22 protein-coding genes and 3 riboswitches are annotated in these 20,937 nt (G+C 42.8%); of the genes, 21 read left to right on the top strand and 1 reads right to left on the bottom strand.

Annotated elements, in window-relative coordinates; translation table 11 throughout:
* The first annotated feature begins 100 nt into the window (after window positions 1-100).
* From CU635_RS10365 to yunB, 21 genes are all read left to right on the top strand, one after another.
* Window positions 101-469, top strand: coding sequence for a hypothetical protein (locus CU635_RS10365; RefSeq protein ID WP_101577292.1), 369 nt, complete (start codon window positions 101-103; stop codon window positions 467-469).
* A 62-nt stretch (window positions 470-531) separates the two neighbouring features.
* Window positions 532-658, top strand: a riboswitch (SAM riboswitch).
* Between the two features lie 124 nt (window positions 659-782).
* Window positions 783-2,099: an O-acetylhomoserine aminocarboxypropyltransferase/cysteine synthase family protein gene (locus tag CU635_RS10360; protein ID WP_101577291.1), complete on the top strand. Its 1,317-nt coding sequence runs from the start codon at window positions 783-785 to the stop codon at window positions 2,097-2,099.
* Between the two features lie 129 nt (window positions 2,100-2,228).
* Window positions 2,229-2,344, top strand: a riboswitch (SAM riboswitch).
* A 189-nt stretch (window positions 2,345-2,533) separates the two neighbouring features.
* Entirely contained in the window at window positions 2,534-3,559 is a 1,026-nt protein-coding gene (locus tag CU635_RS10355) for a methionine ABC transporter ATP-binding protein (protein ID WP_101577290.1), read from the top strand.
* Window positions 3,552-4,220 (top strand): methionine ABC transporter permease, encoded by a 669-nt coding sequence (locus CU635_RS10350; RefSeq protein ID WP_101577289.1) that lies wholly within the window; start codon window positions 3,552-3,554, stop codon window positions 4,218-4,220. Before CU635_RS10355 ends, CU635_RS10350 begins: the two co-directional genes overlap by 8 nt.
* Window positions 4,221-4,234: 14 nt before the next feature.
* Complete coding sequence (locus CU635_RS10345; RefSeq protein ID WP_101577288.1) at window positions 4,235-5,089, top strand: MetQ/NlpA family ABC transporter substrate-binding protein; 855 nt, start codon at window positions 4,235-4,237, stop codon at window positions 5,087-5,089.
* Window positions 5,090-5,351: 262 nt separating this feature from the next.
* On the top strand, window positions 5,352-5,720 hold the full coding sequence (locus tag CU635_RS10340) for a carboxymuconolactone decarboxylase family protein (RefSeq protein WP_101577287.1): 369 nt from the start codon (window positions 5,352-5,354) through the stop codon (window positions 5,718-5,720).
* A gap of 199 nt (window positions 5,721-5,919) precedes the next feature.
* A complete protein-coding gene (locus tag CU635_RS24465) occupies window positions 5,920-6,072 on the top strand; it encodes a YuzK family famiily protein (RefSeq protein ID WP_483860567.1) in 153 nt (50 codons plus the stop codon).
* A gap of 341 nt (window positions 6,073-6,413) precedes the next feature.
* Complete coding sequence (gene sufC, locus CU635_RS10335) at window positions 6,414-7,199, top strand: Fe-S cluster assembly ATPase SufC (protein WP_101577286.1); 786 nt, start codon at window positions 6,414-6,416, stop codon at window positions 7,197-7,199.
* Between the two features lie 17 nt (window positions 7,200-7,216).
* Window positions 7,217-8,527: a Fe-S cluster assembly protein SufD gene (sufD, locus tag CU635_RS10330; RefSeq protein WP_101577285.1), complete on the top strand. Its 1,311-nt coding sequence runs from the start codon at window positions 7,217-7,219 to the stop codon at window positions 8,525-8,527.
* Window positions 8,527-9,756, top strand: coding sequence for a cysteine desulfurase (locus CU635_RS10325; protein WP_101577284.1), 1,230 nt, complete (start codon window positions 8,527-8,529; stop codon window positions 9,754-9,756). The genes sufD and CU635_RS10325 overlap by 1 nt, the downstream gene beginning before the upstream one ends.
* On the top strand, window positions 9,746-10,186 hold the full coding sequence (sufU, locus tag CU635_RS10320; RefSeq protein ID WP_101577283.1) for a Fe-S cluster assembly sulfur transfer protein SufU: 441 nt from the start codon (window positions 9,746-9,748) through the stop codon (window positions 10,184-10,186). The genes CU635_RS10325 and sufU overlap by 11 nt, the downstream gene beginning before the upstream one ends.
* 120 nt (window positions 10,187-10,306) lie before the next feature.
* Window positions 10,307-11,704 (top strand): Fe-S cluster assembly protein SufB, encoded by a 1,398-nt coding sequence (gene sufB, locus CU635_RS10315; RefSeq protein ID WP_101577282.1) that lies wholly within the window; start codon window positions 10,307-10,309, stop codon window positions 11,702-11,704.
* 125 nt (window positions 11,705-11,829) lie between these two features.
* A riboswitch (SAM riboswitch) is annotated at window positions 11,830-11,942 on the top strand.
* A gap of 137 nt (window positions 11,943-12,079) precedes the next feature.
* Window positions 12,080-13,198, top strand: coding sequence for an iron-containing alcohol dehydrogenase family protein (locus CU635_RS10310; protein ID WP_101577281.1), 1,119 nt, complete (start codon window positions 12,080-12,082; stop codon window positions 13,196-13,198).
* Window positions 13,199-13,219: 21 nt separating this feature from the next.
* Entirely contained in the window at window positions 13,220-14,059 is an 840-nt protein-coding gene (locus tag CU635_RS10305) for a MetQ/NlpA family ABC transporter substrate-binding protein (protein ID WP_101577280.1), read from the top strand.
* A gap of 24 nt (window positions 14,060-14,083) precedes the next feature.
* Window positions 14,084-15,115, top strand: a complete 1,032-nt coding sequence (locus tag CU635_RS10300) for a methionine ABC transporter ATP-binding protein (protein WP_101577279.1) — start codon at window positions 14,084-14,086, stop codon at window positions 15,113-15,115.
* A complete protein-coding gene (locus tag CU635_RS10295; RefSeq protein WP_101577278.1) occupies window positions 15,096-15,770 on the top strand; it encodes a methionine ABC transporter permease in 675 nt (224 codons plus the stop codon). The genes CU635_RS10300 and CU635_RS10295 overlap by 20 nt, the downstream gene beginning before the upstream one ends.
* A 209-nt stretch (window positions 15,771-15,979) precedes the next feature.
* The gene (locus CU635_RS10290; RefSeq protein ID WP_101577277.1) at window positions 15,980-16,825 is read left to right on the top strand and encodes a DUF72 domain-containing protein; all 846 of its coding nucleotides are present in this window, start codon (window positions 15,980-15,982) and stop codon (window positions 16,823-16,825) included.
* 46 nt (window positions 16,826-16,871) lie between these two features.
* Window positions 16,872-16,997 (top strand): hypothetical protein, encoded by a 126-nt coding sequence (locus CU635_RS24080; RefSeq protein ID WP_257985651.1) that lies wholly within the window; start codon window positions 16,872-16,874, stop codon window positions 16,995-16,997.
* A gap of 17 nt (window positions 16,998-17,014) precedes the next feature.
* Entirely contained in the window at window positions 17,015-18,397 is a 1,383-nt protein-coding gene (locus CU635_RS10285; protein ID WP_101577276.1) for a bifunctional metallophosphatase/5'-nucleotidase, read from the top strand.
* 93 nt (window positions 18,398-18,490) lie between these two features.
* Entirely contained in the window at window positions 18,491-18,793 is a 303-nt protein-coding gene (locus tag CU635_RS10280) for a YunC family protein (protein WP_101577275.1), read from the top strand.
* A 130-nt stretch (window positions 18,794-18,923) separates the two neighbouring features.
* Window positions 18,924-19,682 carry a sporulation protein YunB gene (gene yunB, locus CU635_RS10275; RefSeq protein ID WP_101577274.1) on the top strand — a complete coding sequence of 253 codons (759 nt, stop codon included), beginning with the start codon at window positions 18,924-18,926 and terminating at the stop codon, window positions 19,680-19,682.
* Window positions 19,683-19,772: 90 nt separating this feature from the next.
* Here yunB and CU635_RS10270 read toward each other — a convergent pair whose 3' ends face one another.
* Window positions 19,773-20,735 carry a M23 family metallopeptidase gene (locus CU635_RS10270; protein WP_101577461.1) on the bottom strand — a complete coding sequence of 321 codons (963 nt, stop codon included), beginning with the start codon at window positions 20,733-20,735 and terminating at the stop codon, window positions 19,773-19,775.
* Window positions 20,736-20,937 lie beyond the last annotated feature (202 nt).

The raw sequence follows: 20,937 nt of genomic DNA, 5'->3' as shown, positions 1-20,937 counted from the left end.
GGTATTGCTTTATTTAATTCAAAGTGTCGAACTTTTCACGCAGGGCTATTGAACAAGAAAGTCGAATGAATCAATATCGATTTGTAAAGAGGTGCCCGGAATGGAACAGCACTTAACTATTTTTATTGAAGAAATAAAAACTAGACGTCATACAGCCTGTTTACTTGAAGATAAGTCATTGACTATTTTGTTCTCTTCCGAAAAGATCGACACCTGCCTGCATATTAGTGACGGGGTCATCATTATCGTGAAAGATCATGTGGGTTCCCCCGATGCTAAAATAGCAGGGGAAGAACGATTGATCTGTTCGTTGCTTGCCGGGGAATTAAAGCTCAGGGAAGCTTCTGCAACTGGATTGAGCATAATCGCGCCATTTCGGATCATTCTTTTTCTTGAATCACTTTTCTTTTTAGGAAAACCATATAATCCAACTGTTTATGGGAGGATTTCGGACGCAGGAAACAGTTGACTAACCGGCAAAAGGCATGGTATCATCTGTTTAAATATTCCGACAAAAACGACAATTGAATATTCTTATCAAGAGAGGTGGAGGGACTGGCCCGACGAAGCCCGGCAACCGGTTAATAAACACGGTGCTAATTCCAGCAGAGCATGGATAAAGTTTAAAGCCAATGTAACTTGCTCTGGCAGATAAGAAGAGATGACCCCCCTCTTCTTTGAAAAGGGGGTTTTTCATTTCTTCTTTTAATGAATCCTGGTTTTCTCTGCCATAGGCAGCTTATTGTTAAAAGAAATCACTAAATAAAGAGGAGAGATGAAAAGTGAGTGAAAAGCAGCAAAAATATCGAATTGAAACAATTGGGGTTCATGGCGGGCTAAAACCTGACCCGATAACAGGTGCAAGGGCTGTGCCGATCTACCAAAACAATGCCTATCAATTTAAAAATACCGAGCATGCAGCAAACTTGTTTGCCCTAAAAGAAGAAGGATATATATACACAAGAATTCATAATCCAACCGTTACCGTTTTCGAGGAAAGAGTTGCGCAGCTCGAAGGCGGCATAGGCGCTCTTGCAGTATCGAGCGGTATGGCTGCGATTACGACAGCGATTTTAAATGTTGCCGAGGCTGGCGATGAAATTGTTGCATCTGCTAATCTTTATGGCGGCACCTATAATCTGTTCGCGGTCACTTTGCCGAAGTACGGGATAAAGGTAAAGCTCGTTGATTCCACAGACCCTAATGAAATTACACGGGCAATTACGGAAAAAACGAAGGCTGTCTTTGCAGAAACAATCGGAAACCCGAGCTTGAGAGTTTTGGATATTGAAGCTGTTGCAGAGGCAGCACATAGTGCTGGTGTTCCATTAATCATTGACAATACATTTGCTACACCATATTTATGCAGGCCGATTGAGCACGGTGCGGATATTGTTATCCACTCGGCCACGAAATGGCTCGTCGGGAATGGGACCACTCTTGGCGGGATCATTGTAGATGGAGGGAAGTTTGATTGGAGCTCAGCAAAGTTCCCGGGTTTTAATGAGCCTGATTCAAGCTATCACGATCTTGTTTATAGTGAAGCATTGGGTCCAGCAGCGTTCATTGTCAAAGCGAGAGTCCAGCTTCTTCGCGATTTGGGACCGGCACTGAGCCCGCAAAACGCTTTTCAATTCACACTTGGATTGGAAACCCTTCATGTGAGAATGAAGGAGCATGTTGCCAACACGAAAATCATGATTGAGTATCTGGAAAACCACCCTGCAGTAAAATGGATTCTTTATCCGGGGCATAAAGCCCATCCTGATAAGAAATTAGCTGAAAAGTATTTGCCGAAAGGGGCAGGTTCTGTTGTCGTATTTGGAATCGAAGGAGGAAGAAAAGCTGGCGAAAAATTGATTAACTCTTTGTCATTATGGGCGCATGTTGCGAATGTCGGAGATGCGAAAAGCTTAATCATTCATCCAGCAAGCACGACCCACCAGCAGCTTGATGCAGATGGACTGGCGGCAGCCGGTGTGCCAGAAGACCTTATTCGTTTATCGATTGGAATCGAAAATGCCGAAGATTTAATTGAAGATTTAGAACAAGCAATTGAAAAAGCAACAGGCATCATTTCAAGGACGGCCCATGTATAATTTTTAGACGATTTCAGCGGAAAAACTTTGTCGTTGACACTCTTTTTTATCCGTGATACGATATCACTCATAATTAAAAACTGCTTATTTTCAGGCGAAAACCAATTTAATATAAAAGAAGATTTTGCGCTCTTATCAAGAGAGGTGGAGGGATGTGCCCGTTGAAGCCCGGCAACCATCATTGAACATTTATTCAATGAAATGGTGCCAATTCACACAAAGCTTAAGGCTTTGGGAGATGAGAGAAAGGACATAGATGATATGCCTTTCTGCTCACAGAGCAGAAAGGCTTTTTATTTGCGCGCTTATCGGGATAGATACACATAGATACGAGTTTGTATTAGTGATGCATTCAAAATGGTATAGCGATGTAAGGGCAGTTTTTAATGTTAAGTTAGCCCACGGGGTGAATCGGATTTAAGAGGGTGAATCAGTTGATTACGATAAAAAACGTAAAAAAGATTTATCCTTCTAAAAATGGACAGATTAGCGCAGTAGAAGACGTGAACCTGGAAATAAAAGAAGGAGAAATCTTTGGTGTCATCGGGTATAGCGGCGCTGGAAAAAGTACTTTGATTCGCATGCTGAACGGTCTTGAGATTCCAACTGAGGGATCGATTACCGTAGCTGGGCGTCAGGTGTCACAAATCAAGGGCAGCAAGCTTCGCAAGGCGCGCCAGGAGATCAGTATGATCTTCCAGCACTTTAATTTGCTTTGGTCAAGAACAGTACGTGAAAATATTGCTTTTCCTCTTGAAATTGCCGGGCTCAGAAAGCCGGAAAGATTAAAGCGCGTCGATGAATTGATTAAATTGGTCGGACTGGAAGGGCGGGAAGATGCCTACCCTTCACAATTGAGCGGCGGGCAGAAACAACGGGTCGGAATAGCAAGAGCACTGGCCAACAATCCGAAAGTGCTTCTATGCGATGAAGCAACATCTGCCCTTGACCCGCAAACTACGGACTCTATTCTTGAGCTGCTCGTAGATATTAATAAACGCCTTGGGTTGACGATCGTGTTGATTACCCATGAGATGCATGTGATCCGGAAAATTTGCCATCGGGTCGCTGTAATGGAAAGTGGGCGGGTTGTCGAACTTGGAGATGTGCTCGATGTATTTAAAAATCCACAGCAGCCGATCACGAGAAGATTTGTTCAGCAAGTTACCGAACCGGAGGAAACAAAGGAAACGATTGAGCACTTGCTGGAAAGCTATCCGCACGGCCAGGTCGTTCAACTGACCTTCGTAGGGGAAGGTACAGAACAGCCGTTAATTACAAACCTGATCCGAAATTATCAGGTGACGATTAACATCTTGCAGGGTAAAATTTCCAAAACCCAGAATGGCTCTTATGGAACACTATTTATCCATATTGATGCCGAAGAAGCAGAGGCAGCGAAGGCAATTGATTACATACGCACCCAGCAGGTTGGGGTGGAGGTGATCACGAATGATTGAAACAATGCTGCCTAATGTAGATTGGGAAAAAATGTGGGAAGCGACAACCGAAACGCTTTATATGACAGGTATTTCCGTTCTCGCTACGTTTGTTTTAGGTCTACTGCTCGGACTGTTGCTGTTTTTGACGTCTAAAGGGAATATTTGGGAAAATCGATTCGTTAATTTAGTTATCAGCAGCTTTGTTAATATTTTTCGTTCAATCCCGTTTATTATTTTAATTGTTCTATTAATTCCTTTTACAAAATTCATTATTGGAACGATGATTGGAGAAAATGCAGCCCTTCCCGCGCTGATCATCGGCGCAGCGCCTTTTTATGCGCGAATGGTCGAAATTGGCCTGCGCGAAATTGATAAAGGGGTTGTTGAAGCGGCCAAATCAATGGGTGCATCAACAAGCACAATCATTTGGAAGGTGCTTCTTCCAGAATCGATGCCTGCTCTTGTCTCAGGAATTACCGTAACGGCGATCGCTCTGGTCGGCTACACGGCGATGGCAGGCGTAATCGGTGCCGGAGGACTTGGAAACCTCGCATACCTTGATGGCTTCCAGCGCAGCCGTTTTGATGTCACGCTTGTCGCGACGATTATTATTTTAATTATTGTATTCATCCTCCAGTTTATTGGAGATTTTATTACATCAAAATTAGATAAAAGATAAGGAGAGGTTTACAGATGAAAAAATGGTTACTGTTTATTACAACCCTTGCAATTGCCCTCGTGCTTGCAGCTTGCGGAACTGGCGAAAAAACAAGCCCTGAAGGCGGCAATGCTGGTGAAAGCAATGAAAAAGAAAGCAAAACGTTGGTGGTCGGTGCTTCTAACGTACCGCATGCTGAAATTCTTGAAGAAGCAAAACCATTGTTGGAAGAGAAAGGAATCGAGCTTGAAATCGAAACATTCCAGGACTATATCGTGCCAAACCAAGCGTTGGAATCCAAAGAGCTTGACGCAAACTATTTCCAGCATATCCCGTATCTAGAGGCACAAATGAAGGAGCATGGCTACAAGTTCACGAATGCCGGCGGAATTCATATCGAGCCGATCGGGGTCTACTCTAAAAAGTACAAGAGTCTTGAAGAATTGCCGGAAGGTGCCCATATTATCATGAGCAGCTCTGTTGCAGACCATGGCCGTATTTTATCAATGCTTGAAAAAGAAGGCTTAATCAAGCTTAATGCAGGTGTTGAGAAAACAACAGCAACAATTGATGATATTGCAGAAAATGCAAAAAACCTTGAATTCGACACTGAGTATGAAGCTTCCCTTTTGCCGCAAATCTATAATAACGGTGAAGGTGATGCCGTCTTAATCAACTCCAACTATGCTATCGATGCTGGTTTAAATCCTCTAGACGACTCAATTGCGATTGAAGAAGAGGATTCTCCATACGTGAACGTTATTGCCGTTCGCGAAGGTGACGAAGAAAAAGAAGAAATCAAGACATTGGTTGAAGTACTTCGCTCAGAAGAAATCCAGAATTTTATTTTAGAAAAATATGAAGGCGCCGTTGTTCCGGTTTCCGAGTAATGCATGAAAACAGGCATCCAAAAAGGGTGCCTGTTTTTTCTATAAGAATGAGTCAATTTCATAAAGCAATTCTTTAATTGAAAAACGAACAGTTATTTAAAATTAAGATAGTAATATTCGTTCCTAAGGGCAATCTCTTGTTTATTTAGTCAACCTTCGTTCGTTTTTCGGATTAGCTTATTACATTATGAAATTCACTCGAATAGTTTCTTTTTTTCTAAAACATACTAATGCTGTGATTATAAGAATGGAGTGGATGCACATGGAACAAATGGAACCACGAAACGCAACAGAAGCAGCCCTATACGATTATAAAATGGGGCTCGGGATATTTACGCAAAAAATGCCCGATCTGGCGGAGCATTATAACGCATTTACAGAAGCCTGCTTCAAAGAAGGGGCGTTAACACAGCGTGAAAAACAGCTGATCGCCTTTGGAATTAGCCTGTTTTCTCAAGATGAGTATTGTATTATTTACCATTTGAAAGGATGTCTTGATCAGGGTGCTTCTGAAGACGAGATTCTTGAAGCAGTAGGCGTTACTTCAGCATTTGGGGGCGGGGCATCGATGAGCCAGGCTGTAACATTGGTTCAGGAAGCAATCGGTGACCTCAATCAATTAAAGCAATAACCAGCATTTTTAAGCAATAAAGAGCTGAACGAGGGAGAATCACTCTCTCTCCTTATTATCCATAAATTAACGGTTTTATCGGCTTTGAGCGTGGTAAAAGAATAGTGTTAACATGAATTCGTGAGAAAAAAACGCGAAAGCGTAAAACCGAAAGGATGGATTCATTATCAGTCACTTACAGCTTAATTACACGAGTGAAATGGAGAAGGCGATGCACGGTGCTCACGGTGTAGGCTATGAAACTTACAGCAGAAAGCATGATGTTAGAATGGAAGTTGAGAAAAAACGGGAAAAAGATTATTTGAGAAGCCAGAGGATGGTTTCTGATTTGGAGAGAAAATTACATTCGTAAGATAATTGGATGATAAGGCAGAAAACCAGTGTTTAAAGGCACTGGTTTTCGCTATTTTTACGCTTTTGTCAATGGCCTGTCCCGAAAAAGATTCGATTACATGAAAACAAGACAGAAGGAAATCATATGAAAAGATGTTAAGTGGCCATTAATGGACAAAAGTGTATCGATTCGAATATTATCCAGTTATTTATTTTTATAGAATTTCATCTGCAGTCAAAGAGTTGCTAACACTTTTCATTTGTTATAAGATTGTAATGAGAATAAAATGAGAATAGAAAAAGCTTTAGGCTTAAAAGCTGTTAGATACAAATTTTTCTTTTATTGACGGAGGTAATAAAATGGCAGGGTCAACATTAACAATCAAGGATCTACATGTTGAAATTGATGGCAAAGAAATTTTAAAAGGTGTAAACCTGGAGGTAAAAGGCGGCGAAATCCATGCGATCATGGGGCCGAATGGAACAGGTAAATCAACTTTATCTTCTGCTATCATGGGACATCCAAAATATGAAGTAACAAAAGGCAGCATTACGCTCGATGGCGAAGACGTCCTCGAAATGGAAGTGGATGAGCGCGCACGTGCCGGACTATTTCTTGCCATGCAATATCCTAGCGAAATTAGCGGTGTAACAAATGCTGATTTTTTACGTTCAGCAATTAACAGCCGTCTTGACGAAGGAAACCAAATTTCTTTAATGAAGTTTATTCGCCAAATGGATAAAAAAATGGACTTGCTGGAAATGGACCAAGATATGGCACAACGTTACCTGAACGAAGGATTTTCTGGTGGAGAAAAGAAGCGCAATGAAATTCTTCAGTTAATGATGATTGAGCCTAAGATCGCGATTCTCGATGAAATTGACTCCGGTCTTGATATTGATGCACTAAAGGTCGTTTCTAAAGGAATCAATGAAATGCGCGGCGGGGATTTCGGCTGCTTGATTATCACGCACTATCAACGCCTTCTTAATTATATTACTCCTGACCATGTGCACGTTATGATGCAAGGGCGCGTTGTGAAATCAGGAGGTCCTGAGCTGGCCCAGCGTCTTGAAGCAGAAGGATACGATTGGATTAAGCAAGAGCTCGGTATTGAAGACGAAACAGTTGGGCAAGAAGCGTAAGCGTTAGGGGGATCATAATGACGACTGAAACAAGATTACCGTTCGATCAGGAGTATGTGAACTCATTTTCAAAAGAAATGGGTGAGCCCGCCTGGTTGACAGAGAAACGCCTTGAGGCTTTGGCACAGGCTGAAATGTTGCCAATGCCCAAACCGGATAAAACGAAAATCGATAAATGGAATTTCACGAAAATCGGTAAACATATTGTCAAGAGCGAAGACTATGCTTCGTTGGACGAGCTTCCCGAACAAGTGAAAGTACTGATCGATCTTGAATCTTCAAATAACAATTTATACATTCAACGAAATAACAGACCGGCATTTTTATCTTTAACAAAGGAATTGCAGGATAGCGGCGTTATCTTCACAGATATATTTACGGCGGCCCGCGAGCATGGTGAATTGCTGCAAAAGTATTTTATGAATTCCGGAGTTAAAGCGGCTGAGCATCGCTTAACTGCTCTGCATGCGGCATTGATGAATGGCGGGGCTTTCCTTTATGTTCCGAAAAACGTTGAGCTATCAGTACCTGTGCAAGCGATCTATGTCCATGATGAGCCGGAAGCGAACTTATTCAACCATGTGCTTGTTGTCGCAGAGGATAACAGTTCGGTCACTTATGTTGAAAATTACGTGTCCACTTCTGATGAAGGGACTGGTGTTTTTAATATTATTACCGAAGTGATTGCGGGTACAAATGCTAAAGTTCAATACGGTGCAGTTGATAACCTGTCAAAAGGGGTAACGACATATGTAAACCGCCGCGGTGTGGCCGGACGGGATGCACGAATTGAATGGGCATTGGGCTTAATGAATGACGGAAACACGATTTCTGAAAATTTGACAAATCTAGTCGGTGACGGCTCGATTGGCGACACGAAAACAGTGGTTGTTGGACGCGGAGAACAAACACAGAACTTCACAACGACCGTTGTCCATTTCGGAAAGCATACTGAAGGATTTATTCTGAAGCATGGTGTTATGAAGGACAGTGCTTCCTCGATTTTTAACGGAATCGGAAAAATCGAGCATGGTGCGACAAAATCAAATGCCCAACAGGAATCGCGCGTTTTAATGCTAAGCGAAAAAGCACGCGGGGATGCGAACCCGATCCTGTTAATTGACGAAGATGATGTTACGGCAGGCCATGCAGCCTCTGTCGGCCGGGTCGATCCCCTTCAGCTTTATTATTTAATGAGCCGGGGTATCACCCAAAAAGAAGCGGAGCGTCTCGTTATTCACGGGTTCCTTGCTCCTGTTGTGAACCAGCTTCCAATTGAAGGAGTTAAAAAACAGCTCGTCAATGTTATTGAAAGGAAAGTTAAGTAATGAATATCGCCGATATTCGTAAACAGTTTCCCATCCTTGACCAGGAAGTTAACGGAAATCCACTTGTCTATTTGGACAGTGCAGCAACATCGCAAAAGCCTTACCAGGTGATTGAGGCATTGGATAAGTATTATCGCGAATATAATTCCAATGTCCACCGCGGAGTGCATACTCTCGGAACAAGAGCCACCGACGGCTATGAGGGAGCCCGCGAAAAGGTTCGAAAGTTCATCAAGGCAAAATCAACAGAAGAAATTATTTTTACTCGCGGAACTACGACCGCTTTGAATACAGTTGCAGCCAGCTACGCAAGGGCAAACCTTTCCAAAGACGATGAAATTGTCATCAGTTATATGGAACACCACAGCAATATCATTCCGTGGCAGCAAGTGGCCAAACATACCGGGGCAACGTTAAAATATTTGCCCCTTCAGGCTGACGGAACGATTAGCCTTGATGATGTCAGGGGTACAGTAACAGAAAACACGAAAATTGTCTCGGTTACGCACGTCTCTAATGTTCTTGGAGTAATGAATCCAATCAAGGAAATTGGCAAAATCGCTCATGAAAATGGTGCAGTGATGGTGGTGGACGGCGCCCAGGCTGCTCCGCATATCAACGTGGATGTGCAGGATCTCGATTGTGATTTCTTTGCTTTCTCCGGCCATAAAATGTGCGGACCAACCGGGATTGGTGTATTATATGGAAAAAAACATTTGCTTGAAAATATGGAGCCGATTGAATTTGGCGGCGAAATGATCGATTTTGTCGGCTTGTACGATTCAACCTGGAAAGAGCTTCCCTGGAAGTTTGAAGGAGGCACACCGATAATTGCCGGAGCTATCGGTTTGGGAGCGGCCATCGACTTTTTAGAAGAAATCGGCCGTGATCATATTGAAGCACATGAGCATAAGCTCGCTGCTTATGCCATGGATCAACTCGGGCAAATCAACGGATTGACGATCTATGGCCCCAAGGATCCCGAGAAGAGGGCAGGTGTTGTTACATTTAATATTGAGGATGTCCATCCGCATGATGTAGCAACAGTATTGGATGCAGAGGGAATTGCAGTTCGGGCAGGCCACCACTGTGCACAGCCGTTGATGAAATGGTTGGATGTATCGGCAACAGCAAGAGCGAGCTTCTATTTGTATAACTCTGAAGAAGATATTGATAAGCTTGTAAAAGGCCTTGTCAAAACAAAGGAGTATTTCAGCAATGTCTTTTAATAACTTGGATACCCTTTATCGCCAAGTAATCATGGATCATTACAAAAACCCACGCAACAAAGGGGTTTTAGAAGACGGAAGCTTAACGATTGATATGAACAACCCGACATGTGGAGACCGAATCCGCTTAACGCTGAAGGTCAATGACGGGATTGTGAACGATGCGAAGTTTGAAGGGGAAGGCTGTTCAATTTCGATGTCTTCCGCTTCAATGATGACCCAGGCAATCAAAGGGAAGCATATTGACGACGCAATCAAACTGTCCAAAGTTTTCTCGGAAATGATGCAGGGTAAAGAAATACAAGATGATGACCTTGATTTAGGCGATATCGAAGCCTTGCAGGGAGTATCGAAGTTTCCAGCACGAATTAAATGTGCCACACTGGCTTGGAAAGCGATGGAAAAAGGCTTGAACGAAGACAGACTTTAACTAAGCGGACCCCGGAATTTCGATGAATGTGCGAACATAAACTTTTAAGACCGTTACGGCGGATAATAAGAGTGGAAGGGAAGAAGTTCCCTGTCCATCAAAGAATGGAGGAATTCGACAATGGCTAAGAAAATGCCCGAAATCGGTGATTATAAATATGGCTTTGCCGATAAAGACGTTTCCATTTTCCGATCAAAGCGTGGCTTAACGCGTGAAATCGTGGAGCAAATTTCTAAGTTAAAGGATGAGCCACAGTGGATGCTCGACTTCCGTTTGAAGTCTCTTGAACATTTTTACAAAATGCCAATGCCGCAATGGGGCGGGGATTTGGCTTCATTAAACTTTGATGAAATTACGTATTATGTAAAACCGTCCGAAAAAACGGAACGTTCATGGGATGAAGTACCTGAGGAAATTAAACAAACCTTTGATAAATTGGGAATCCCGGAAGCTGAGCAGAAATATCTTGCCGGTGTTTCTGCCCAGTACGAATCAGAGGTCGTATATCATAACATGCAGGAAGATCTGGAAGCACAGGGGATCATCTTTAAAGACACAGATTCTGCCCTAAAGGAAAATGAAGATATTTTCCGTGAGCACTGGGCAAAGGTAATTCCGCCAACAGATAACAAGTTCGCAGCATTAAACTCTGCAGTGTGGTCTGGTGGATCATTTATCTATGTTCCAAAGGGCATTAAAGTCGAAACTCCGCTTCAAGCCTATTTCCGGATTAATTCTGAAAATATGGGCCAGTTTGAGCGGACATTGATCATTGTTGATGAAGGTGCACACGTTCATTACGTTGAGGGCTGTACAGCACCTGTTTATACAACAAACTCTCTTCATAGCGCAGTTGTTGAAATTATTATTAAGAAAGATGCATATTGCCGTTATACAACAATTCAAAACTGGGCAAATAATGTCTATAACCTTGTTACAAAGCGTGCTGTCTGTGATGCCAATGCAACGATGGAATGGATTGACGGAAACATTGGATCAAAATTGACGATGAAATATCCTGCTGTCATTTTAAAAGGCGAAGGCGCCCGCGGCATGACATTGTCAATCGCGTTGGCAGGTAAAGGGCAGCACCAGGATGCCGGTGCGAAAATGACCCATCTTGCGCCAAATACTTCCTCAACCATCATTTCGAAGTCAATCTCGAAACAAGGCGGTAAAGTAACGTACCGCGGTATCGTTCACTTTGGCCGTAAAGCAGATGGAGCGCGTTCAAATATCGAGTGTGATACGCTGATTATGGATAATAAGTCGACTTCAGATACGATTCCTTACAACGAAATCTTAAATGATAACATCTCATTAGAGCATGAAGCCAAGGTTTCAAAAGTGTCGGAAGAACAATTATTCTATTTGATGAGCCGGGGCATCTCCCAGGAAGAAGCAACCGAGATGATCGTAATGGGCTTTATCGAACCGTTTACAAAAGAATTGCCAATGGAATATGCAGTTGAAATGAATCGCCTGATCAAATTTGAGATGGAAGGTTCAATTGGTTAATAAATTTTCCGCCTGTCAACTGACGGGCGGTTTTTTTGTGATATCAAAAAAATGTCGCGATTAAAAAGTTCTTGACGAATAAAATAATAATGATTAAACTGACTATAACAATTTAATGAGCAAATCTCTTATTCAGAGTGGTGGAGGGACTGGCCCTGCGAAACCCGGCAACCGTTCTTGTCAATAGATGAGAAAAGGTGCTAAATCCTGCAAAACGCTATGTTTTGAAAGATAAGAGAGGATGATCTGTCATTTATTATGATTTCATGCCTCTCTTTTATCAGGGAGGCATTTTTTGTGTTTAAACAGCTCATTTAAAGTAAGTCAATGCTGGGCTAACCTTTTATAATGAGGTGATCTTTAGGGGGATGAGACATGGAAGCTATTACTGTACAAGGCGCCCCGATGCAGTATGAATGTGGGCAGGGCGCTTTGGAAAAACTCCCAATCTATCTTCAGGCTTTAGAAATTGAACGCGTTACTGTTTTACATGGGAAAACTGCCTTACAGGCGGCTCAACCTTTTTTAACAAATGAGAAGACAGAAAATTGGGAGTATATCGAATTAACCGGTCCTTGCACAGAGGGAATGACGGATAGACTTGCCAGTGAATTGCAGGGCAAGTCAGATGCAATTATCGGGATTGGCGGAGGCACGATTTTAGATATTGCGAAGGCAGTTGGTTATAAGGCGAAGCTGAAAACAGTGTTAATCCCGACCGTGGCGTCAACTTGTGCGGCGTGGACACCCTTGAGTGTTTTTTACAATCAAGCGGGTGAATTTTCGCATTACTCGATTTTTCCGACAGCGACAGCACTTGTGTTAATAGAGCCGGAAATTATCGCGAAAGGGCCTGTAGCTTACTTAAGAGCCGGTATTGGCGATACGCTTGCCAAGTTTTATGAGGCAGAAGCTTTACTTGAATCTTTTTTTCAAAACGAGTCATTGCCTGTTGCGGTTCAAGTCGGCAGGGAAGCAGCTGAACTTTGTAAACAAATTTTGCTTAAAGACGGCCGGGAAGCAATTCAATCATGTGAGAACCAGCTTGTTACCGCCGAGATCATTAGAGTAATCGAGGCTAATATTATAGCAGGCGGGATGGTCGGCGGCTTTGCCGGAAAATATGGGCGGGTTGCCGGTGCACATTCGGTACATAACGGTTTAACCGCCGTCAAGGAAACTCACGCATTCCTTCATGGCGAAAAAGTAGCCTATGGAATTCTCGTTCAGCTTGCAATTGAGTGCAACTGGAAGGAGATAGAACAAATCATCCCTTTTTATGTCGAGACAAAGCTTCCATACCGGCTAAAGGAATTTTCAATTGATCCTGAAAATAAGCAAGTACTTGCCTTCATTATTGGCAAAGCATTAAGGGAATCAGAATCCATTCATCTCATGAAGCAGACAGTTTCCGAACAGAGTCTCCTTGAAGCTATTTGGGGGCTCGAAAAATTTGCTGAAGACTTTTTGAATCGATCAAAAACAAAAAATTGACCTTAAAGGAGATAAGTTAACATGAAAAAGTTTTTAACGATTACATCACTATTATTATTGTTGTTGCTTGCAGCGTGTGGCAGCAAAGAAGGATCATCTGGCGATAAAGATAAAGCAGCTAACAAAGAATCAGAGCTGAGTGAAGAAAAATTAGTTGTCGGAGTAACAGCTGGCCCACACGAACAAATTGTTGAAAAAGTAAAAGAAGTTGCCGAAGCTGATGGACTTGAAGTAGAGCTGAAGGTATTCAATGATTATGTGATGCCGAATATGGCTTTAGCAGAAGAAGAGATTGATATAAATGTATACCAGCATAAGCCATACCTCGAACAATTTAAGAAAGACCGTGGCCTTGATCTAACTGAAGTTACAGAAGTTGTTAACTTCCCAATGGGACTTTATTCTTCAAAAGTGAAAGATCTCTCCGAAATTAAAGATGGAGCAAAGATCGGTTTGCCAAACGATCCGACAAATGGTGCACGTGCATTAATTCTTTTTGAACAAGCAGGTTTGGTCAAATTAAAAGAAGGTGCCGGCGTAACGGCAACACTTAAAGACATAGAAGAAAATAAGCAAAATCTTGAATTTATCGAATTGGAGGCAGCGCAAATCCCTCGTCAATTAGAAGAATTGGATGCAGCGGCCATTAATACAAACTTTGCTGTTGAACACGGCTTTACTCCGGCAAAAGATGCCATTGCGATCGAACCGAAGGATTCTCCTTGGGCCAATGTCATTGCTGTCCGGACGGGAAACGAGGATGACGCTGCAGTTAAGAAATTCGTTGAATATTATAAGTCGGAAGAAGTAAAGCAATTTATTGAAGAAACCTTCGCCGGGTCTGTTATCGCAGCCTGGTAATGAGCGTTTCAAAGGAGTGCTAGCATGATTGTTTTAGAAAATGTTTCCAAAACATTTGCCGTTAAACAGGGAAAAATTGATGCTTTAAAAAACGTCTCACTTGAGGTAAAAAAAGGTGAAATCTTCGGGGTGATCGGTTACAGCGGAGCAGGCAAAAGTACGTTGATCCGCTGCGTCAATCTTCTTGAAAAGCCAACAGAGGGGACAGTAACGGTAAATGGTTTGAAACTGACTGAACTTTCACCAGGAAAACTAAGGGAATCACGCCGAAAAATCGGCATGATTTTTCAAGGCTTTAATTTATTAAAAACAGCAACGGTCTATGATAATATTGCGATTCCTTTACGATTAACAGGCCTGAGTAAAAAACAAGTTGATGAACGAGTTTCAAAGTACTTAAACATTGTCGGTCTCGCGGAAAAACAACATTCCTACCCTTCTGAATTATCAGGCGGACAGAAGCAGAGGGTGGCGATCGCCCGCGCCCTGTCCCATGAACCTGAAGTGTTGTTGAGCGATGAAGCAACAAGTGCGTTGGATCCCGATACAACAGAAGCGATTCTTGATTTGCTCCTTAAGATCAACCGTGAACTCGGGATTACAATTTTGCTGATTACCCACGAAATGCATGTCATCCAGCGCATATGCGACAAGGTTGCAGTAATGGAAAACGGAAGAGTGATTGAAGAGGGGAAAACTGCCCAGATTTTCAGTGCTCCACAACAGGAGACAACCAGGAAATTTGTAAACAGCTTGTTTTCTCATAAGATTCCGGAAAATGTTTTCGACCATTTAAAAGAGACGGGTCATGTGTTTACTTTATCTTTTTTCGGCATATCTTCAGAACAACCGGCTCTCGCTCTTGTCAGCAAAAACTTCGATATTTTTCCGAACATTTTGTCCGGTTCGATTACCCAGCTGAAAGAAGAGCCTTTCGGACAGCTTCTTGTTCACTTGCAAGGTGAAGATGAAGAAATCAAGAAAGCAGTTGATTTTTTAAAAAAGCAGGGTGTACATGTAGAAGGGGTGAGTGAGCATGATTTCACGAATCAATGAATTTCTTGATATGTGGGGCATTGACATCTGGCAGGCAACTTTGCAAACCTTCCAGATGGTCGGGATATCATTACTCATCTCGATTTTGCTCGGTCTTCCGCTCGGGATTTTGCTCGTTTTAACCCGCCCGGGAAAAAGCCTTGAGAATCGCTACATTTACCAGGTGTTAAATGTTTTGATCAATATCATCCGGTCGGTACCGTTTATAATTTTACTGTTCTTTATTCTTCCGTTCACTAAGTTGATTGTCGGGACGACGATCGGTGTTCAGGGAGTGATTGTACCGCTTGTCGTTTACACGGCTCCATATATTGCAAGATTAATGGAAACGGCGCTCCTCGAAGTTGACAGAGGTGTGATCGAAGCATATGAAGCAATGGGGATTGCGACAAAAGATATTATCTGGCATGTTCTTGTAAGGGAGTCGCGGTCATCGATTATTCTTGGCTTGACGATTGCAACAATTGGCTTAATTGGTGCAACCGCAATGGCAGGCCTTGTTGGCGGCGGCGGGTTGGGCGATCTTGCTTACCGGTTTGGCCACCTTCGATACGAAGCAGATGTAATGTACGTAACGGTCGTTATCTTAATTATCCTCGTTCAAGGCCTTCAATCACTTGGCAACCGGGTGGCAGCGAGGCTGAAAAAAGATTAACAATAAAAACACATCGGCAATTCTTTTGCTGGTGTATTTTTTTGTCTTTTTCAACGTGGTTTAAAAGCAACAGAAATTGGGTAGAAAATGGAATTCTCCATATGTGGGAGATGTTAAAATCCGAATGATGAAGAATTTATATTACTGGAACAGCCAAATTTTTCTAGCAGAAAAGAATATGCTATTATTTATTGTATGGAGGTGTATCCATGATCATCGTCGGGTTAACGGGCTGGGGAGACCATGACAGCTTATATAGCAGCCATACTTCTTCCCGTGACAAATTAAAAGAGTATGCCGGTGTTTTTCCAACTGTCGAAGTGGATGCTTCATTTTATGCTGTACAGCCGATCCGAAATGCTGAGAAATGGGTGCAGGAAACACCAGATTCGTTTCGGTTTATTGTTAAAGCATATCAAGGGATGACAGGCCACCAGCGCGGGGAAATCCCATTTGAGAACAAACAAGAGATGTTTGCTGCCTTTCGGGAATCGCTAAAGCCTTATCAGTCGGCAAACAAGCTGGCGATGACACTTTTTCAGTTTGCACCATGGTTTGACTGCAACCGGGAAAACGTTGATTACCTGCGCTGGTGCAGAGAGGAAATGCGCGATATTCCCTGTGCTCTTGAATTCCGTAACCAAAGCTGGTTTCAAGGAGAATTACGTGATAAAACGATTGAATATATGAAAAACGACGGATGGATCCACAGTATTTGCGATGAACCGCAAGCAGGACAAGGTTCGGTGCCGACAGTGTTAACGGCAACGAACGACGAGCAGGTGCTGGTGAGGTTTCACGGCAGAAACGTCCATGGCTGGAATCAACGCAATGGCCAAAATTGGCGCGAGGTTCGTTATTTATATCGCTATAATCAGCAGGAGCTTAAGATCTGGGCAGCATGGCTGAAAGATTTAGAAACGCAATGCCGCGATGTGTATGCGATCTTTAACAACAATTCCGGTGGAGATGCGGCTGATAATGCGAAACAACTTATAGATATATTAAATATAGAATACGATGGATTGGCACCACGGCAGCTTGACTTGTTTTAAAAAAAGGATGACAATTGCCGGGAGCGGGCAGGGTGGAACGCGGAGTATGGGCTGGCGCAAAATTAGAAGCTTATGCCATATAAAATTGCAATGCAGCACGCTCGTCCTTGTGCTGGGGATCATTTTGATTATGATCGGAACCCGGCTGGTATTAGAAGGACTAGTCGGTTAGTAAAAGAGGTTGATAAAATGGAATACATTCATATTTACCATACAAATGATCTGCATAGCCATTTCGACCATTGGCCCCGCATTCAACAATTTCTCACGAGCCGGAAAAAGCTTCATCGCGAGCAGGGGGAAGAAGTGTTATTATTTGATATCGGAGACCATGCAGACAGGTGGCACCCATATACAGAAGGAACGCGTGGAAAAGGAAATACAGAGCTACTAAACAGGGCGGGATACGATGCTGTAGCGATCGGTAATAATGAAGGAATCACCTTTTCCCATGAAGATTTGGACAGCTTGTACGAGCAGGCCGATTTTGACGTTCTGGCCGCCAACCTTTATCGGAAAGATGGAACCCGGCCAGACTGGGCCAAACCGTTTACAATTAAAACGACAAAATCCGGTACCCGGATCGGGTTGATCGGTTTAACAGCGTACTTTTCGCATTTATATGAATTGCTCGGTTGGAAGCTTACCGAACCGCTTGAAGAATTAAGGAGACAGGTGGAGGTGCTGAAAAACGAGACAGATCTAATCTTCATTTTATCCCATCTTGGACTCCATGAAGATGAAAGAATCGCCAGAGAGTTCCCGGAGGTTGATATCATTCTTGGGGCACATACCCACCATGTGTTACATGAAGGGAAAACAGTCGCTGGACGTCTATTATGCGGTGCCGGGAAATATGGTTTTTATGTCGGCCAGGTGACGATTGAATTTAGTCCTCAGGAAAAACAAATCGTACAAAAAACAGCGAGGTTATACGATACGAATGAGCTCAGTCAAGCCGATCAGGAACAACAATGGGCTGAAGAACTTTTTATTCAAGGAAAAGAGCTGCTCAATAACACAGTTACAATCTTGCCTGAGCCGATTCACACAGATCACTTTAAGCCGTCGCCTCTGCCGCAAATATTGGTTGAGGCATTAAGAGAATGGTGCAAGGCAGATTGTGCATTCTTAAATGCAGGTCTATTGTTGCATGACTTGCCGGCGGGACCGTTAACTGAATATGACTTATTAAAGGTTTGCCCCCATCCGATCAATCCATGTGTCATTGAATTGTCCGGAAGTGAATTAAAGGAAATTATTAACCAGACCTTCGATGAAAAATGGCCCCACCTGCAAATAGTCGGTCTCGGCTTCAGGGGCACGGTGATGGGAAGAATGGAATATGACGGAATTTCAATTATAGTACATAAAGGTGTTAAGAAAATTTATATCCAAAATCGGGAAATTAAGCCGGACGCTTTTTATAAATTGGCAGTTCCTGATATGTTTACGTTTGGCCGACTTTTCCCGGGACTCTTTCGCGCTGAACATAAAAAGTATTTTCTCCCGGAATTTCTGCGGGATTTGCTCGGCTGGAAGCTCGCCGAACTGCATCGGGTAACAGAATAAGTAAGCTCGTTTAAGAAACTCCTGCCATGATACACGCTTTTCCATTCTTATTCATAAAGTGTAATGAAAGGGATAGAAAAGGAGTGTGTGAGTATGATCGAATTATCGCCGATTGAGATTCAGGGGCAGACTTTTCTTGCTATGTCAGTAAGACTGCCAAAAACGAACCTCCTCGCTGTAATGAGCGATAAAGGATATATTATGTGCGGTGCCCTTGATGTGGCCTTGCTCAATGAAAAGCTGGCAGATCGAAAAGTGATTGCCGGGCGCGCGGTCGGAGTCAAGACAATTGAGGAGCTTCTGGAGGCTCCGCTGGAATCTATCACTTTTGCAGCGGTCGACCTCGGAATTCGTAAAGGCATGATTGGGAAAGATGCATTGCTGAAGATGGTTTGAGGCGGCCGACAAGACTGGCCGCTCTCTTTTTTTAGTTGGAAAATGACTGTTTATACTGAACCACTATTAACAACTAAACTTTCATGAAAGCGTGCAATGGACATATATATTGGGTAAGGGAGGGTTTTTTGTGTTCAAACCTAGAAGAAGAACCTTTAAACAAGGTCCTTTGCCATTTAAGTATGTATTTATGATCAGCTTTATTATTTTTATTGGCTGCACATTCTTTAGCTTAATTATTATAAATAAAAATATTGAACCTGCCTTAAAAAGCATTGCTGAAACAAGATCGCGACAGTTCGCAGCGCAGGCGATAAATGATGCAATTTCCAATACGATTGTTAAACAAGTTGACATCGAAAAATTGATTATTTCCCGTGAGGTTGGGGATGAGGCAATTATTAGTTTTAATCCCCAGATGTATAGCAAATTGATAGCTGATGCGACAATCCGTGTTCAGGAATACTTGGATCTGGTAGAGGCTGGTGAACTTGAAAAACTTGAGGCTTTTAAAAAAGACGAGGATATTGATTTTACTAAATCACAGGAGCAAAAAGGAATTGTCTACAATATTCCGTTGGGGATGGCAACAAATGTTACCCTGCTATCAAATTTAGGGCCGGAAATACCGGTTCGTTTTGAAATTATTGGTGCGGTAACTTCCGATTTAGAAACCAAATATATCGAGACGGGAATCAATAACACGATCGTTGAGGTCTACATTAAGGTGAAGGTGCATATGAATGTCATTATCCCGCTGTTGGAAAATGAAATAGAAGAAGTGGTATCTGTTAAAATAGGGGAATACTTCTACCCTGGAAAAGTACCTCAATTTTATAACAATGGCGGTAAGGGCGGAGGTCCTTCGATTGAGCTGCCTTCTAATTAGATGCGATGAAAATAAGAGATGACTGCGGTCATCCGGCAGTCATCTCTGCTTAAATGCTATCCGGTAGATAAACAATCCTTGCCTAAACTATTATTTGTGTTTCCGCGCCTTTTTGCGTTCCTGTCTTTCCCATAGTTTTAAATGGGGGTAGGGATCATATGACCATTCTGTATAACCGTTATCCTTGTACATGCCATAGTGTAAGTGTGGTGGGAATTTCCCGGATGTTCCGGGAGGTCCATAGCCCGTGCTCCCGACTCCGCCTATGACCATGCCCGGTTCAACGATTTGGCCAACCTGCAAGTCCTTCGCAAACCCGCTCAAATGGGCCAGGTAGTGATAATTGTTGTTAATATCCCGTATACCAATCCGCCAGCCTCCATACCTGTTCCAGCCTTTCATCTCAATGATCCCGTACGATGTAGCACGAACAGGCACGCCGTAACCTGCAAAGATGTCAGTGCCTTCGTGGATGCGCCTGCCTCCCCAGCCCCGTGCATCGCCCCAAGTATTGCGGTAGCTGTAACTGCTCCTTAATGGGACTGGAAAGGCATGGGATTCAAGGTCGAGACGGCCGAAGTGCTTATAAATTCTTGCTTTTCCAATAATGATGCCAACTGTTTTATCACGCTTATAGTAATTCCAAAGACCGATTTTAAGATTATCATGGTCGACCCCATATGATAGAAGATAATTGGCAAAAGCATGGAGAACATCTTCATCATTTTTAAAGCTTGCCTTACCGTCACCATTTCCATCGATGCCAATTCCATCGAAAAACTGAATTGAGGCCGGGTTTTCATCCGTAAGGTTAGGGTTCAGCAAGCCTGCCCATTCTTCAGGCCGAAAATAAATACCGATAGCACCATCAGCTTTTGGCAGATCCCGCCTCGATTGGCGAACATTTCTTTCGTATTGGTCGATCGCTGCTAAATAATACCACGGAATGTTTGTCGTGGCTTCAACCTTTTTGTACAATTCCATTCGAATTGCATAAAAATCTGGCTCCTCGGCATTCACGGCCAATGGTGTGCATAGTTGCAAAGCCAGCATAAAAACGAATGGAATAATCAAAATAAACCGCACTGGAATCCTCCCTCCTAATTCATCTACTTGTTTAGTTTGTGAGGAAAAGGAAAATTAATATATATCAATTAATGGTAATCGGAAGCTGTTCAACTTGTCCTGCTTATGTTGAATATGTTAAAGTGACAATTGAATACATATCATACACTTTCGATGATGTATTTTTGTA

It is taken from the genome of Bacillus canaveralius (genome assembly GCF_002860125.1).
Lineage (GTDB): Bacteria > Bacillota > Bacilli > Bacillales > Cytobacillaceae > Bacillus_BJ > Bacillus_BJ canaveralius.
Note: the sequence above shows the minus strand (reverse complement) of the source record. Positions and strands in the feature narration are given on the sequence as shown.